Below are 16,718 nucleotides of genomic sequence, written 5' to 3' on the forward strand. Positions count from 1 at the left end.
GGGGTAAACGGCCGAGACGGCTCGCTTTCTATACACCAAAAGGGCAATTTTGGACGGATAACAGCAGCCCCGTTTCACCGCTTGTTTCTATATGATTGAACGGACCCCTCAGCACAATGTTTAGTCAGTGAAATAGAACCGGCACATGATACTTGACAAAAATATGTATATTTCTCTCCAACCTTGAAATGATAGAGCTTTTAGGATATATTCGTTATGGATAAAAAGGTTATTGGAGGACCCGAAATGACAAATCGATATGCCGTAATATTAGCTGCCGGCCAGGGAACAAGAATGAAGTCCAAATTGTATAAAGTACTTCATCCTGTATGCGGTAAGCCTATGGTGGAACATGTGGTCGACCAAATTTCTACATTGAATATAGAGAAGACCGTTACAATCATCGGACATGGCGCTGAACTCGTTAAATCCCATCTGGAAGGGAAAAGTGACTTCGCGCTACAGGAAGAACAGCTTGGAACGGCTCATGCCGTCATGCAAGCGGAAGATGTATTGGGCAAACTTGAAGGAACGACTTTGGTTGTATGCGGGGACACCCCACTCATCAAAGGTGAGACGATGGAAGCACTTGTTAAGCACCATGAATCACAAGGTGCAAAAGCAACCATCCTGACGGGTTACACTGAATCACCTGATGGGTACGGAAGGATCATCCGCAATGAATCTGGTCTGGTGGAACGCATCGTAGAGCACAAAGATGCGTCAGAAGATGAAAGAAAAGTAAAAGAAATCAATACTGGTACGTACTGCTTTGATAATAAGGCATTATTCAATACGCTTAAGAAGGTATCAAATGACAATGTGCAGGGTGAGTACTATCTGCCGGATGTCATTGAGATCCTTCAAACGGAGGGCGAGATCGTCAGCGCATATCAAACAAGCGACTTTGATGAAACACTCGGGGTGAACGACCGCGTCGCTTTATCTCAAGCAGAGACGACAATGAAAAAACGCATCAACGAACAGCATATGAGAAACGGTGTGACGATCCAAGATCCCGCCAACACTTATATTGATGCGGGAGTGACCATCGGAAGGGACACTGTCATTTTGCCTGGTACCGTGATCAAAGGGGATTCTTCCATCGGTGAGGATTCCATGATCGGACCGAATACGGAAGTGAAGGATTCAACAATCGGCGATCGTACGGTTATGAAGCAGTCTGTGGCACATGACAGCTCCATCGGATCTGATGTTCAGATTGGGCCGTTCGCACATATCCGCCCTGCTTCAAGCATTGCGGACGAAGTGAAGATCGGTAACTTTGTTGAGATCAAGAAAGCAGTCTTCGGAAAAGGTAGCAAGGCATCTCACTTAAGTTATATCGGTGATGCCGAGGTCGGAAGCGACGTCAATATCGGCTGCGGATCGATCACGGTCAACTATGACGGTAAGAATAAGCATCTTACAACGATCGAAGACGGTGTTTTCGTCGGCTGTAACTCTAACTTAGTCGCTCCTGTAAAAGTTGGAAAGGGTGCCTACATCGCTGCAGGCTCGACGATCACCGAAGATGTTCCGGGTGACTCGCTTTCCATCGCAAGGGCACGTCAGGTCAATAAAGAAAATTACGTACAAAATCTCAATCATAAGAAATAAACTGGAGGTCCACCATGCCAAACTCTTATATTAATTCTAAGTTGAAGATATTCTCTCTAAATTCGAACCATGAACTTGCCAAGGAGATTGCCGATGAAGTAGGCATCGAATTGGGGAAATCATCCGTAAAACGATTCAGTGATGGCGAAATTCAAATCAATATTGAAGAAAGCATCCGCGGTTGTGATGTATTTGTCATCCAATCAACATCCCAGCCAGTGAACGAAAACCTGATGGAGCTTCTCATCATGGTCGATGCATTGAAGCGTGCATCAGCCAAGACCATCACGATCGTTATGCCTTATTATGGATACGCACGCCAGGACCGTAAAGCAAGGGCACGTGAGCCGATCACTGCCAAGCTTGTTGCAAACCTGCTTGAGACAGCGGGAGCGACACGCGTCATTACGCTTGATCTGCACGCTCCTCAAATTCAAGGTTTCTTCGATATCTTGATTGACCACTTGATGGGAGTACCGATCTTAGCGGAATACTTCCAGGAAAAAGGATTCAATTCTGAAGACATCGTCATCGTATCTCCAGACCATGGCGGTGTGACACGAGCACGTAAGCTTGCTGAGCGCTTGAAGGCGCCGATTGCCATCATCGATAAACGTCGTCCTAAGCCGAATGTCGCTGAAGTGATGAATATAGTAGGGAATATCGATGGCAAAATCGCAATTTTGATCGATGATATCATCGATACGGCAGGAACCATTACACTTGCTGCCAATGCATTGGTGGAAAACGGGGCGAAGGAAGTCTTTGCTTGCTGTACGCACCCGGTTCTTTCAGGACCTGCGATCGATCGCATTGATAACTCAAACATCAAGGAATTGGTCGTATTGAACACGATCCAGCTTCCTGAAGAAAAGAAAATCGGCAAAATCAAGCAGCTATCCGTTGCCGAATTAATCAGCGAAGCCATCATCCGTGTATACGAACAAAAATCAGTAAGTACACTATTCGATTAAGAATTAATATCAGTGTTTGCGCTGTGAAAAAGCCTGCCATCTCATCTTGAGAGGCAGGCTTTTTGTTGTTGTAAACTAACATTTTTCAGGTCGTCGCTTCCATGGGGAACCGAGATTTATTTGAAGGTTGTGGTTTTTTCAGCACAGGTTGGACCGCACCTTCATCAAGAGTCAAATGCATACAGCACCCCATTCGGTGTAGTAAGTCTTATAAAGTGAATACTCTCTATAGAAAAACAGGATTTGTCACTGCCGAAAAAATAATTCCTCCCCGATTAAAGCCTGTCCCAGCTGTTGGTTGGAGTGAAAGACGAAGACTCCTGCGGGAAAAGCGGGTTATGTGAGACCCCAGGAGCGAAAGCGACGAGGAGGCTCACCAACCGCCCGCGGAAAGCGAAGTCTTTCACGGAAATCAACAGCGGATTTAAGCAGTCAAATGTTGATCGTTTTTTCGGTAGAGATTTAAACAAAAACCAAATTCACATGTTTATTCCCCACATGAATAGGGTATTTACTATATATAGAACTCTACAATTAAAAAGATTAGGGAAGGTGTTGGATTTAACATGGCAACAGAATTGAAAGCTAAAACAAGAGATGATTTCAAACGATCAACTTTAACGAAGCTTAGACACAGCGGAAATATCCCTGGTGTTGTCTATGGCTATAAAACAGAAAACACACCCATCGCAATAGATGCGATCACGTTCATCAAAACCATCCGCGAAGTCGGAAGGAACGGGATTATTTCATTAAATGTAGACGGTAATAAACAGAATGTAATCCTAAGCGATTACCAACAAGATCATATTAAAGATGAAATCACACACGTTGACTTCCTTGCTGTCAACATGTCAGAGGAAATCGATGCAGACGTCCGCATCGAGCTGACAGGAGAAGCAGCAGGCGTGAAGGACGGCGGTGTTCTTCAACAGCCGCTTCATGAAGTATCGGTTACCGCGAAGCCTTCTGATATCCCTGAATCAATCGAAGTGGATATCACTGACCTTCAAGTGGGTGACACCGTGACGATTGCGGATGTCCGCAGTAAATACAGCGTCACATTAAATGAAGAGGACGACCGCACGATCGCTTCCATCCTCGCTCCGCGTCAGGAAGAAGAAATCTCTTCTGGTGAAGAGCAGGAAGAAGGGGTTCCTGAAAATGAAGAAGGCAGGGAATCAGAAGCAAGTGATGAAAGTGAGTCATCTGAAGAATAAAAACATCTTTTTTGGCGTAACCTTTTGCAGGTTGCGCTTTTTACGTTTATCCTAGTAGTATTAGGTCAGAATGAGGTGGAAGTATGAAATTAATCGTTGGACTCGGGAACCCGGGCTCGCAATATGATAAGACTAGACATAATATCGGGTTTGAGATCGTCGATGCACTTGCAGATCACCTGGGAATATCCCTCAATCAATCTAAATTCAAAGGGGTATACGGTACCCATCACCATAAAGGGGAAAAGATCGTCCTCTTAAAGCCGCTTACATATATGAATTTGTCGGGAGAAAGCATTGTACCATTGATGGATTATTTCGATATCGATGAAGATAATCTCCTTGTCATTTATGATGACCTTGACCTGCCGGTAGGAAAGATCAGGTTGCGTCAAAAAGGGAGTGCGGGTGGACATAACGGTATCAAATCCACCATCGCCCATTTGGGGACCCAGAATTTCAACCGCATAAGGGTTGGGATCGACCGTCCGACTAATGGGATGACCGTACCTGATTATGTACTCGGTAAGTTCAGGAAAGAAGAGCAGCCAGAATTGGATAAAGTCATTTCCGACTCGGTCGCCGCTTGTGAAACGTGGTTTGAAAAGCCGTTTTTGGAAGTTATGAATAAATTTAATTAATTGTGGTCCGTTCTCCGTTTTCTGTGCAAGTAAAAGCGAACTCTTGCACGGAACCGGGGGACGGAGTTTAATAGGGCCGATTCTTAAATAATGAAGTCGCCTGAATAACGCCCTTCTATAACGTTAATACTAAACGTATAAATGTGAATGGAGGGATATCGATTGGCTATCCACTATTATTGCCGTCACTGTGGGACAGCGGTAGGGACGATTTCTACTATGTCTGTTGATTCCGAGCAGCTTGGCATTCATAAACTGACGGATGAGGAACGGACGGATATGGTCCAGTATCAGAATAATGGAGATATCCATATCCGGACAATATGTGAAGATTGTCAGGAGAGTCTCCAAAGGAATCCGGACTATCACCAGTTGGATCATATCATCCACTAATCACTATACTTGTTTTTGAACATCGCTTTGGTAGCAGAACCAAAGCATTTTTCTGTTTATATATAAGGCATTACGGTCAGTCCTTCGGCAGGAAGTTTGCGTGGATTGACGAAAACGTAAGATGATAGATAAAGAAAGATCGGGGAGGGGCGTACTCTTGAAAGGTATATTGAAACATATTCACCAAAGTGAAGAACTTCAGTCACTGATTAATGGGATTGAAGGGAAATTATCCGAACAGCTTGTTGCGGGGCTATCGGGATCTTCACGTACGGCTTATATTGCTGATGTATATATAGAAACCGGAAAGTCCAGCATGGTGGTCACCCATAATTTATTTCAAGCTCAAAAAATTTACGATGATTTGATTCAGTTTCTGCCTGAAGATGAAGTTTATCTTTACTCTGCCAACGAACTGATTGCGGCGGAATTGAGTGTGGCAAGTCCAGAACTAAGGTCCCAGCGGATCGAGGTATTGAACAAGCTTTCCAACAATCAAAAAGGAGTGTATATCGTTCCTGTTGCTGGATTAAGAAAGATCCTTCCGGAAAAACAATTGTGGAAGCATAATCAAATCTCCTTCACCAATGGGGAGGAGATCGATCTTGATGATGTTTTAAACCAGTTGGTCCAAATGGGTTATCAACGTTCAGGGATGGTGAGTACCCCTGGTGAGTTCAGTCTGCGCGGAGGAATCGTCGATATTTATCCTCTTACGCTTCCGCATCCTGTCCGCATCGAATTATTCGATACGGAGATCGAGTCCATCCGAACATTCTCGGTGGATGATCAGCGGTCCATTGATAAAGTGGAGTCCATCGAAATCGGTCCAGCATCAGAGGTGCTGATGACGTATGAAGATATGAGCAGATTGATTCAGGAAATCGAACGGGGGTTGTCCACTAGCCTGAAGAAAATCAAATCAGACAGTGTTAAAGAAAAGCTCACCGAATATATCGGACACGAAATCGCACAGCTGGAGAATGGCCAGGTTCCCGAACAGATCTTTAAATACCTATCGCTAGCTTATGAAAATCCTAGTAGTCTTCTAGACTATTTGCCCGATGACAGTGTCATCTATTTCGATGAGTACAGTAGGATCCTTGAAATGAGTGAATCCCTCGAGAGGGAAGAGGCAGAGTGGTATACGTCCCTCCTTCAGGATGGCCAGATCATCCATGAACTGACGGTTTCGCACCCATTTGCATCCTTGACAGCCAATACGGAGCTGCCGAAGGTGTTTTTCTCGTTGTTCCTGCGTCACATCCCGAATACGAGTCCGCAGAACATTTTCAACATTTCAGCGAAACCGATGCAGAATTTCCATGGGCAGATGAACGTGTTGAAGGCGGAACTCGACCGTTGGAAGAAGGGGAAGTATACCGTCGTCCTGCTAGGTCCGGATGAAGAACGAGTCAAGAAACTGCAGCGGGTACTGGATGATTACAAGATCGAAATCGCATTTGTAGAAGATGGCTCACGCCTTCTGAACGGCAAGATCCAGATGATCAATGGAAGTCTGACCAACGGATTCGAACTCCCGATGCAGAAGCTAGCCGTCATCACCGAAGAAGAGCTGTTCAACAAAAAGACCCAAAAGAAACCGAGAAGACAAAAGTTGTCGAATGCCGAAAGGATCAAAAGCTACTCTGAGCTTAAGGTCGGGGATTATGTCGTACACGTCAATCATGGTATCGGGAAATATTTAGGACTTGAAACATTGCAGATCAACGGCGTCCATAAAGATTATCTGCATGTGAAATACCAGGGCAGCGATAAGTTGTATGTACCCGTTGAGCAGATCGAGCTTGTCCAGAAGTATGTCGGTTCAGAAAGTAAAGAGCCAAAGCTGTATAAATTGGGCGGAAGCGAATGGAAAAAAGTCAAATCCAAGGTGCAGTCATCTGTCCAGGATATTGCCGATGACCTGATCAAGCTATATGCAGAGCGTGAAGCGGCAAGGGGATATGCTTTTTCCCCTGATGGAGATATGCAGCGTGATTTTGAAACGGCCTTCCCATACGAAGAGACGGACGACCAGCTAAGGTCCATCCATGAAATCAAACATGATATGGAAAAAGAGCGTCCGATGGATCGACTGCTATGTGGAGATGTGGGCTACGGAAAGACAGAAGTGGCCATCCGTGCTGCATTCAAGGCCATTGCGGATGGAAAGCAGGTTGCTTTCCTTGTGCCTACGACGATCCTTGCTCAGCAACACTATGAAACGATCAAAGAACGTTTTCAGGATTTTCCGATCGAGATCGGGCTACTGAGTCGTTTCCGGACGCGAAAGCAACAGCAGGAAACGATCAAGGGCTTGAAGGCGGGCACGGTCGATATCGTAATCGGTACACACCGTCTTCTGTCAAAGGACATCGTCTACCGTGATATCGGTCTGTTGATCATTGATGAAGAACAGCGATTCGGGGTTACACATAAAGAGAAAATCAAACAGTTGAAGACGAATATCGATGTCCTGACCTTGACGGCGACACCGATCCCGCGTACCTTGCACATGTCCATGCTTGGGGTACGGGACTTATCCGTCATTGAAACACCGCCTGAGAACCGCTTCCCTGTACAGACGTATGTAATGGAATACAACGGTCCGCTCATCAAAGAAGCGATTGAAAGGGAGATGGCCCGGAACGGCCAGGTATATTTCCTCTATAACCGGGTGGAAGATATCGAACGGAAAGCGGACGAAATTTCGATGCTTGTCCCTGATGCGAGAATTGCCTATGCGCACGGTCAGATGAGTGAAAGTGAACTCGAGTCCGTGATCCTTAGCTTCCTGGCGGGCGAGTATGATGTCCTTGTGACCACGACGATCATCGAAACGGGTGTCGATATCCCGAATGTCAATACACTTATCGTCTTCGATGCCGACCGTATGGGCCTATCGCAGCTTTACCAGCTGAGGGGGCGTGTTGGTCGTTCGAACAGGGTGGCCTATGCGTACTTTACGTATAGGAAGGATAAGGTGCTGACGGAAGTTGCCGAGAAGCGCCTTCAGGCAATCAAGGAATTCACGGAGCTCGGCTCAGGGTTCAAGATTGCGATGCGTGACCTGACGATACGTGGCGCGGGGAACCTGCTTGGCGCACAACAGCACGGGTTCATCGATTCAGTCGGATTTGATCTTTATTCCCAGATGCTGAAGGAAGCAATCGAGGAGCGGAAAGGGGATCTTCCTAAAGAACCTGCATCCACATTCGAAGTCGATATTGAAGTGGATGCCTACATCCCGGACGACTATATCAAGGACGGTCATCAGAAGATCGAGATGTATAAACGTTTCCGCTCGCTGTCTTCCCTCCCTGAAATAGAGGAACTGCAGGAAGAGATGCTCGACCGATTCGGGGAATACCCTGAAGAAGTGGAATACCTATTCCTCATTTCGGAAATGAAGGTCTTTGCCAAAAACACGGATCTTGAAAACATCAAGCAGGAGCAGAAAAACGTAAACATCTACATGTCTCCAGAAGGAACAAGCCGCATCGACGGCTCCAAAGTATTTGATATCTGTAATAAACACGGACGTGCAGTCGGACTCGGCATGGAAGGATCCAAACTGAAAATATCCATCAACACCGCACGCCTTGAAACATCCAAATGGTTCCACATCGCCTACGACATCATCAAAAACCTCGACACGGCGATTAAAGAAGAGAATACAGTGTCTTAATTGTGATGTTAAGTAGTAGATACCAAAAGCAGGATGGAGAAAGCATTCGTGAGATTTGACTACTATCCAGCTGTTGATTGGAGTGCAAGACGAAGACTCCTGTGGGAGAAGTGGCCAATGTGAGACGTGTCTAGCTGCAGGGCTTAGAGGCACCACCCGCCTCCTGAGCAAAGCCCCTCCGCTTTTCCACCCGCAGAAAGCGAAGTCTTGCACGGAAATCAATAGCGGCGTTCAGAACGGTAGTTTGAAATGGTAGCCTCACTTTCAATACAATCAGGTGATTTTTCGACATTTAACTCTAATATTCGTTATCACTTTGTAACTCAACTGTAAATGCGCTGACTGGTTTAATTTACTATGATAAGGGTATTAGTATTAATGCAGCTGCCAACTTTGGAAAAAGTAACCTGCACTAGCATTTTAGTGAAATGACAGAAAAAATAACTGAATGTGTATAGAACTTCTAAGATGTAAGATACTAAACTCAACAATGGCAAAGTATTCAAAGCAAATGAATGCCTTGCTAAATAAAAATCATCTGATGAAAGTGAGGCAACTATAGATGAAAGCAACTGGAATTGTTCGTCGTATTGATGATTTAGGGCGCGTTGTTATTCCCAAAGAAATTCGCAGAACGTTAAGGATCCGTGAGGGTGATCCGCTTGAGATCTTCGTCGATCGTGACGGGGAAGTCATCTTGAAGAAATACTCTCCTATCAGTGAACTGAGTGATTTTGCGAAGGAATATGCCGAAGCATTATACGACAGTCTGGGAAGTGCGGTCCTCATTTGTGACCGAGACGCAGTAATCGCCATTGCCGGCGCTTCAAAGAAAGAGTATCTAAACAAGAATGTCAGCGAATTGATTGAAAAGGTAATGGATGATCGTTCGTCCCTTCTGCACACTCAACAAGGACAAGCAGAGCTTGTCGATGGATTTGAAGAGGATCTGAATTCCTATACAATCGCTCCTATTGTAGCAAATGGAGATCCGATTGGTGCGGTCGCTATTTTCTCGAAGGATCGTACTGTTGGAGAAGTGGAACAAAAAGCAGTGGAAACGGCAGCTGGCTTTTTAGCACGACAAATGGAATCATAAGTAGCAGAGAGTGGCAGCCGCCACTCTTCTTTTTTTCTTTTTAGATCTGTTGAAGTAGTGATTAAAGAGGTTTCAGCTTGCAAAATAAAGACCTGTCCGCAATAACCCGGAGCCTTGTACGGAACCATGAAGCGGTGTTAAACAAAACCTTTCTGTTTCATTATGTACATCATTCTACGCAAGGTGGCGTCCGAAGCTTCCTAGAATCTTCAATCCATCCGTACATGGCGCCTAATCTGACAGCGGTGCTGAACAGCGTCTTATGATAAAATGCAAATGTAGATACATATGCTCCTTTATGCAGGCAAGTGGGCATAGAGAGTTTTAGATAGAAAGGCGGAAGCCTCGTGAGGAAGCAGTATTCCTCCAAGCAGTTTCTTAAAGGGGCCATGGTGCTGACACTCGCTGCACTCGTAACCAAAATATTGAGCGCTGTCTATCGGGTCCCTTTTCAGAATATCGTTGGAGATGTCGGTTTTTATATTTATCAGCAGGTCTACCCCTTTTATGGCATTGCCCTTGCCCTATCGACATACGGGTTTCCTGTTATTATTTCAAAGCTTGTTGCAGAGAAGCTTGAACATGATGATGAGGAAGGGGCCAAGGATGTGGCGCTGACTTCGTTCTTCTTTCTGTGCATCATCGGGCTGATCTGGTTCATGCTCATTTATTTTTCTGCAGGAATGATTGCACGGTGGATGGGCGATGCAAAGCTCACGCCGTTGATCAAGCTCATTTCCCTTTCTTTCTTGCTTCTGCCCCCTTTATCTGTCTTGAGGGGCTATTATCAAGGAAAGGAAAACATGATTCCGACAGCCGTCTCTCAGGTGGCGGAGCAGAGTGTCAGGGTGGTGACGATTTTGTTATTCGCCATCGTTCTTGTCGGGAAGGATCATTCCCTCTACACGGTCGGCCGCGGGGCATTATTCGGTTCGATTACCGGGGGGATCGCGGCATTGCTTGTCCTCCTCTTCTATATGGCGCTGAAGAAGGAAATGGCATTGTCCTCTGGCATCTTCACGTTCCCTGAAGAATATCTGTCCATTTGGAAACGGTTGTTGAAGGATGGTACAGCGATATGTGTGAGTGCAATGCTGTTGATCCTGTTTCAGTTCATTGATTCAATGAATCTATATGCCCTATTGACTTCCTCCGGGATGGAGGAGACCGTGGCGAAGAAGTGGAAGGGAATCTACGATCGAGGGCAGCCGTTTGTCCAACTGGGGAATGTCGTCGCCACATCGATCTCGCTTACCATCGTGCCGCTCGTGACGAGTGCATATATTGGAAAGAAAGAGTCTTTGGTGAGGGAATACAGTCAATTATCGTTGAAGATCAGCATCATAATCGGTTCTGCCGCTTCACTCGGTTTGATCAACCTGATCGTACCGACGAATACGATGTTATTTGAGAATGCAGACGGTTCAGGAGTGATTGCCGTATTTTGCGTATCGATCCTTTTCAGCTGTATGATCCTGACGTTTTCGGGAATCTTGCAGGGGATCGGTAGCATTTACTATCCGGCAATCTGCATTATGATTGGAGTGATCCTTAAATATGCAGGGAATGCCACTCTCGTCCCCCTGTTCGGGACAATGGGCGCGTCACTTGCCACCATTCTAGCGTTGTTGGTGATTTCGATCTTATTGATTGTGAAGATCAAGAAGGTATTCTTGATCCGGCTGATCGATGCCTCATTTTATAAAACATTGCTTATAAGCGGAGCGGCCATGACAGCAGTCCTTCAAGGGTTGATGTTCATCTATGGTACCGTGGTGGCAACCGGACTTCCTGAGCGGGAGATGGCCGCGGTCTTCTCGTTAGGCGGAGTCGTCATTGGTGGCAGTGTGTTCATCCTCCTTTTATTGAGGGGACGGATCCTGACGGAAGAAGAAATCGGCTTCTTGCCTTTTGGCAGTAAAATGGTGCGCTTAATGAAGAAAGTCCAATCATGAAAGAAAGATAGGAGAGTCATATGAATACGATCACAATTGTCGGTTTGGGCGCTGGGGATTTAGAACAGCTGCCTTTGGGAGTATACCGCCTCCTGAAAAGTAGTGAATCATTATTTTTACGGACGAAGGAACACCCTGTCGTGAAAGACCTGGAAACGGAAGGGATCGGCTATCAATCCTTTGATGAGGTTTATGAGAAACATGATCGGTTTGAAAACGTGTATGAAGAAATCGTTGAAATCCTGATGTCTCGGGTCAGGGAAAAATCGATCGTGTATGCCGTACCTGGACATCCACTCGTAGCTGAAAAAACGGTGCAGCTTCTTCTTGAGCTCCATGAAGAAGGGAAAGTCAGTGTAAAAGTGGGTGGCGGGCAAAGCTTCCTTGATGCTTTGTTTGCTTCAGTTGGCGCCGACCCGATCGACGGCTTTCAATTATTGGATGGGACGAGCCTCAGGCTTCAGGATATCCATATGAATCAACAGCTGATCATCGGGCAAGTATATGACGCCTTCATCGCATCCGAGGTGAAGCTTACTTTGATGGAGCTGTATCCTTATGATTATGAAGTGATGCTCGTAACCGCTGCCGGAAGCAAGGAAGAAAAGGTGGAGAAAGTCCAGCTTGTTGAGCTTGACCGGGTGGCGAACCTCAGTAATTTGACGAGCCTTTATGTACCGGCTGTCAAGGACATGGCGTCTACCTTCAAACAATATGGGACGTTGCGGGAGATCATCTCGACGCTGCGCGGTCCTGACGGGTGCCCGTGGGATAAGGAACAGACTCACCAATCCTTGAAGAAGTACTTAATCGAAGAAACCTATGAGTTATTGGAAGCCATTGATGAGGATGATATCGATCATATGGTCGAGGAACTGGGTGATGTCCTCCTTCAAGTCATGCTCCACGCCCAGATCGGGGAAGATGAAGGAATGTTCAACATGGAGGAAGTCATTGAAACGCTTGCTTCAAAAATGGTACGCAGACATCCCCATGTGTTCGGTTCGGTGGAAGTGGAAAACACCGATCAGGTCATGACCAACTGGGAACAAATCAAGAAGCGTGAAAAAGGCGGCAGCGATGCAAGAACCCCTATGCTCAAAAATACGGACAAGGGAATGCCTGCCCTCATAAAGGCATATGAATATCAAAAGAAGGCGGCCAAGGTCGGATTCGATTGGCCGGATGCCAAGGGTGCCTGGGATAAGGTATGGGAAGAATTGAAGGAATTTGAAAAAGAAGTGGAGAATAATAGTGAAAACGACATAAAAAAAGAGTTCGGGGATATTCTATTCGCTCTTGTCAATGTCGCTCGTTTTTATAAGATTTTCCCTGAAGAAGCGCTTGCCATGACCAATGCGAAATTCTATCAGCGTTTTTCCTACGTGGAAGAAAAAGTACATGAATCAAGGAAGGCCTTTGATGAATTCACACTGGAAGAATTGGATGCTTTCTGGGATGAAGCGAAAAAGAATAAATTGTAGTAGAGGAGTTTTAATAGATGGTTTCAATGAGATTGGATAAATACTTGAAAGTATCAAGATTGATCAAAAGAAGGACGCTCGCGAAAGAAATCGCCGATCAGGGAAGGATCCTCGTCAATGGATCACAGGCAAAGGCTAGCTCCAATGTGAAGGTCGGGGACGAGCTGAGTGTGAGGTTTGGACAAAAGGTGATGAGGGTAAAGATCGAGAGGCTTCTCGATACAACGAAAAAAGAAGAAGCAAACAGCCTCTACTCCGTCATTTCGGAGGAAAGGATCAAAGAGGAATCCGAGTAAGACAGGGTTATTTTATGTTCTAAAATCCCCCTTTCCACATACATATAATACAAAGCTTGTACTATGTGAATGTGAGGGATGAAGCATGAATCAATATTATGATGGAAACAAAGATAAGACTTCTTACCAGGAACATGATGTTATCATGAGAGGCCGGAAGCTTCTTGATATTACAGGTGTGAAACAGGTTGAGAGCTTTGATAACGAAGAATTCCTGCTTGAAACCGTCATGGGGATCCTGTCTGTACGCGGCCAGAATCTGCAAATGAAAAACCTCGATGTCGACAAAGGGATCGTCTCAATCAAAGGAAAGGTGTTTGATCTGGTTTATTTGGACGAACACAATTCGGAGAAAGCTAAAGGACTCTTTAGCAAGCTATTTCGATGACCCTGACGACCCAGTTTTACACCATGCTTTCCATGATCGGGATGGGGGCGCTGTTCGGTGCGTCACTGGACACGTATAATCGATTCCTCAACCGTTCCAATAGGAAGCGCTGGCTGGTCTTCATAAACGATGTGCTATTCTGGATCTTTCAGGCACTGGCCATATTTTATATCCTGTTTTCCGTCAATTTCGGGGAGCTGCGGTTCTACATCTTCATCGCACTTCTATGTGGATTTGCCGGCTACCAGGCGCTACTGAAGCAAAGTTTCCTGCACATACTCGAGAAACTGATCCACTTTTTTATCTCCCTTTACGTTTTTTTCGTGAAAATGATAAAAAAGCTCATTTACTCGCCGATAAAATGGTTAGTCATCTTGCTGATCACGCTTCTCGTTTCGATAGCAAAGGGGCTATATGCATGCATATCCTTTCTGTGGAAGGTCGTATACTCCATCCTCGGATGGGCGATTAAACTCGTTTGGCGTCCCCTTTGGTGGATTGTTAAGGGTATTTGGAACTTATTGCCGAATCATCTTACAAAAAGAGTCGAGAAGTTATATAATAAAATGGCAGGAATCGGAGCGGTCTATATCAAAAAAATATATAGAGTCATAGATAAGGTGAAAAAGCGCTTTAAGAAATAGCGCCTTTTCCCTTTTTCGATGTCTCTAATCAAAAAGGAGGTTTGGAAATGAGTAAAAACGTGACGTCAATGGAAAATGAATATGTTCGTCACCAAGAGCATGTTCATAAGTCTTCATCTAAGAGAAAAAAGCGTTTAGTTCGAAGATTGTCCCTATTTTTCGTGTTAGTTCTGGCAATAAGTGGATTCATGATCTCGACTCTCATTTCCAGAGCCCAAGTGTTAGAGGAAAAACGTGCAGAAAAAGCACAGTTGGAAACCAAATTGGAAAAGCTAAAGGATCATCAAAGTGCCTTGGAAGAGGAAATCGTCAAGCTGAACGATGATGAGTATATTGCGAAGCTTGCACGACGGGATTATTTCTTATCGGATGAGGGAGAGATCATCTTTAATATACCTGAACCGGAGAAAAAGAATGAAGAAGAAGAGGTGTCTTATTGACACTCTTTTTTTTAATTGGCTATAATATATAGTAAGGTATATCTTTTATCATTTTAAGGAGGAGCATTTCTTTTATGTCAATCGAAGTAGGCAGCAAGTTACAGGGTAAGGTAACAGGAATTACAAATTTTGGAGCGTTCGTGGAGCTAGCGGAAGGTTCAACTGGTTTAGTACACATTAGTGAGGTTGCGGACAACTATGTTAAGGATATTAACGAACACCTTAAAGTAGGCGATGAAGTAACGGTAAAAGTAATTAATGTTGAGAACGATGGGAAGATCGGTTTATCCATCCGTAAAGCCAAAGACCAACCACAACGCCCACAGCGCCCACAGCGTCCTCAACGCCCGCGCAACAACAAACCAACTGATGCACGTCCAAAGGAAAATTTCGAACAAAAGATGGCACGCTTCTTAAAAGACAGTGAAGATCGTCTTTCATCTTTAAAGAAGAACACGGAATCGCGACGTGGCGGAAGAGGAGCGAAACGAGGCTAACTTGCTGTCTATTAACTAATATAGCAGGTTATACGACAGGAACAGGCACACTCAGTGTGCCTGTTTTTTTGGGTTCGGGGCAACCATTGTGAATGATAATAAAGAGAGGGATTCGATAATAAATAAGTCTTTCCGATAGTAAGTCGGATGCTTCGATAAAATAAATTTGAACAAGCTTAATTTCGATCATAAGTCTTCCATTTTCGATAATAACCCTTGAAAATCCAATAATAAAACGTCGTTTTTTGATAATAAATCAAGCAGCTCGAGTTTTTCAATGAATATGAACGTTGAAAAACGCCACTACATAGCCGTAAATCCGGTAAATGTTCACCATTCTTAAATTTACTGCGTGAAATGACGGCATGTGCCTGCGGTTTTTCTTGGAATAGACGACGGCAAGGTGTCACACTCCGAGCTCCACTCTATTTTTCGGCATAAAAAAGGATTTTTGTTTTTCTCCATCGAATACTGATACTAAATCATAAGGTGGGGGACATATCATGAGAAAAGAAGAGCTGATCGATCATCACGATTATTTTATATCCTGGCTGAACGAATTAAGGGATTTAGAGGAAGATAAATGGTATTCACCGATGGAGGAAGGGAAATGGTCGATTGGTGCCAATGTGTCGCATATCACCAAATGGGATCAGTATTCCGTGGAACACATCTTGCTGACGGACCTCCAGGACGGAGCGGTTCTGCCTCCATTTCCGGAGTTTGAGGAATTTAATCGTAAAGCGGCGGCCTATGCCCTTAGTGCAGTGACTCAGGAACAACTATTGGCGGAAGGCATAGAGGCGAGGAAATCGATCCGGGCTTACATTGAAGCCTTGACGGAGGAAAGGCTCGATCTGTCATTCGAAGTAGGTGATCACCTTTATACATTAAGGGAATTCTTTGAGGACTTCATGGGACACGACAAACATCATCAGAATCAGATTGAAGAGGCCCTCCATAAGGAAAATGCGTAAAAAAAAGACTATCCAGTGATGGATAGTCTTTTTAAATATGACCCGTACGGGATTCGAACCCGTGTTACCGCCGTGAAAGGGCGGTGTCTTAACCGCTTGACCAACGGGCCAAAACAATATGGTAGCGGCGGAGGGGATCGAACCCCCGACCTCACGGGTATGAACCGTACGCTCTAGCCAGCTGAGCTACACCGCCATATGTGTTTTAAGCACAAAATCTATAATACATACAAACAAAAAACTTGTCAACAGGTATTATAAAAGAATTTGTCAAAATTCCTTTAAGCCAGTCTGTGACTCAGTTAAAGGTGGAAATTGGAAAAATAAAACGGTTCATAAAATAAAATATTCAGAATATTATAACGGAATGAAGGGAATGCCGTCGAAACATTCTTAGAC

Annotated in this window: 15 protein-coding genes and 2 tRNA genes; 15 read left to right on the forward strand and 2 right to left on the reverse strand. The window is 44.9% G+C overall.

Going from position 1 to position 16,718, the window contains the following annotated elements:
• The first annotated feature begins 246 nt into the window (after positions 1–246).
• The 15 genes from glmU (at position 247) to LCM10_RS20205 (ending at position 16,319) form a co-directional block, all read left to right on the forward strand.
• A complete protein-coding gene (gene glmU / locus LCM10_RS20135) occupies positions 247–1,620 on the forward strand; it encodes a bifunctional UDP-N-acetylglucosamine diphosphorylase/glucosamine-1-phosphate N-acetyltransferase GlmU (RefSeq protein ID WP_224878313.1) in 1,374 nt (457 codons plus the stop codon).
• Between the two features lie 14 nt (positions 1,621–1,634).
• On the forward strand, positions 1,635–2,594 hold the full coding sequence (locus LCM10_RS20140; protein WP_224878315.1) for a ribose-phosphate diphosphokinase: 960 nt from the start codon (positions 1,635–1,637) through the stop codon (positions 2,592–2,594).
• 566 nt (positions 2,595–3,160) lie between these two features.
• A complete protein-coding gene (locus LCM10_RS20145; RefSeq protein WP_224878317.1) occupies positions 3,161–3,814 on the forward strand; it encodes a 50S ribosomal protein L25/general stress protein Ctc in 654 nt (217 codons plus the stop codon).
• 83 nt (positions 3,815–3,897) lie between these two features.
• Entirely contained in the window at positions 3,898–4,455 is a 558-nt protein-coding gene (gene pth / locus LCM10_RS20150; RefSeq protein WP_224878319.1) for an aminoacyl-tRNA hydrolase, read from the forward strand.
• A gap of 162 nt (positions 4,456–4,617) precedes the next feature.
• Entirely contained in the window at positions 4,618–4,848 is a 231-nt protein-coding gene (locus tag LCM10_RS20155) for an anti-sigma-F factor Fin family protein (protein ID WP_224878321.1), read from the forward strand.
• A gap of 157 nt (positions 4,849–5,005) precedes the next feature.
• A complete protein-coding gene (gene mfd / locus LCM10_RS20160) occupies positions 5,006–8,539 on the forward strand; it encodes a transcription-repair coupling factor (RefSeq protein ID WP_224878323.1) in 3,534 nt (1,177 codons plus the stop codon).
• Positions 8,540–9,101: 562 nt separating this feature from the next.
• The gene (spoVT, locus tag LCM10_RS20165) at positions 9,102–9,638 is read left to right on the forward strand and encodes a stage V sporulation protein T (RefSeq protein WP_224878325.1); all 537 of its coding nucleotides are present in this window, start codon (positions 9,102–9,104) and stop codon (positions 9,636–9,638) included.
• 347 nt (positions 9,639–9,985) lie between these two features.
• A complete protein-coding gene (locus LCM10_RS20805; RefSeq protein ID WP_224878327.1) occupies positions 9,986–11,593 on the forward strand; it encodes an oligosaccharide flippase family protein in 1,608 nt (535 codons plus the stop codon).
• Between the two features lie 20 nt (positions 11,594–11,613).
• The gene (gene mazG / locus LCM10_RS20175) at positions 11,614–13,077 is read left to right on the forward strand and encodes a nucleoside triphosphate pyrophosphohydrolase (RefSeq protein ID WP_224878329.1); all 1,464 of its coding nucleotides are present in this window, start codon (positions 11,614–11,616) and stop codon (positions 13,075–13,077) included.
• Positions 13,078–13,103: 26 nt separating this feature from the next.
• The gene (locus tag LCM10_RS20180; RefSeq protein WP_224878386.1) at positions 13,104–13,373 is read left to right on the forward strand and encodes an RNA-binding S4 domain-containing protein; all 270 of its coding nucleotides are present in this window, start codon (positions 13,104–13,106) and stop codon (positions 13,371–13,373) included.
• Between the two features lie 85 nt (positions 13,374–13,458).
• Positions 13,459–13,761: a sporulation protein YabP gene (gene yabP, locus LCM10_RS20185; protein WP_224878331.1), complete on the forward strand. Its 303-nt coding sequence runs from the start codon at positions 13,459–13,461 to the stop codon at positions 13,759–13,761.
• Complete coding sequence (gene yabQ / locus LCM10_RS20190) at positions 13,758–14,405, forward strand: spore cortex biosynthesis protein YabQ (RefSeq protein WP_224878333.1); 648 nt, start codon at positions 13,758–13,760, stop codon at positions 14,403–14,405. Before yabP ends, yabQ begins: the two co-directional genes overlap by 4 nt.
• Positions 14,406–14,452: 47 nt before the next feature.
• The gene (locus LCM10_RS20195) at positions 14,453–14,845 is read left to right on the forward strand and encodes an FtsB family cell division protein (protein ID WP_224878335.1); all 393 of its coding nucleotides are present in this window, start codon (positions 14,453–14,455) and stop codon (positions 14,843–14,845) included.
• A gap of 74 nt (positions 14,846–14,919) precedes the next feature.
• Positions 14,920–15,342, forward strand: a complete 423-nt coding sequence (locus tag LCM10_RS20200; protein WP_224878337.1) for a S1 domain-containing RNA-binding protein — start codon at positions 14,920–14,922, stop codon at positions 15,340–15,342.
• Positions 15,343–15,845: 503 nt separating this feature from the next.
• Positions 15,846–16,319 carry a DinB family protein gene (locus tag LCM10_RS20205; protein WP_224878339.1) on the forward strand — a complete coding sequence of 158 codons (474 nt, stop codon included), beginning with the start codon at positions 15,846–15,848 and terminating at the stop codon, positions 16,317–16,319.
• A gap of 38 nt (positions 16,320–16,357) precedes the next feature.
• Here LCM10_RS20205 and LCM10_RS20210 read toward each other — a convergent pair.
• A tRNA-Glu gene (locus LCM10_RS20210) sits at positions 16,358–16,429 on the reverse strand.
• Between the two features lie 9 nt (positions 16,430–16,438).
• Positions 16,439–16,515, reverse strand: a tRNA-Met gene (locus LCM10_RS20215).
• Positions 16,516–16,718 lie beyond the last annotated feature (203 nt).

It is taken from the genome of Rossellomorea aquimaris, from assembly GCF_020171925.1.
GTDB classification, from domain to species: domain Bacteria; phylum Bacillota; class Bacilli; order Bacillales; family Bacillaceae_B; genus Rossellomorea; species Rossellomorea aquimaris_F.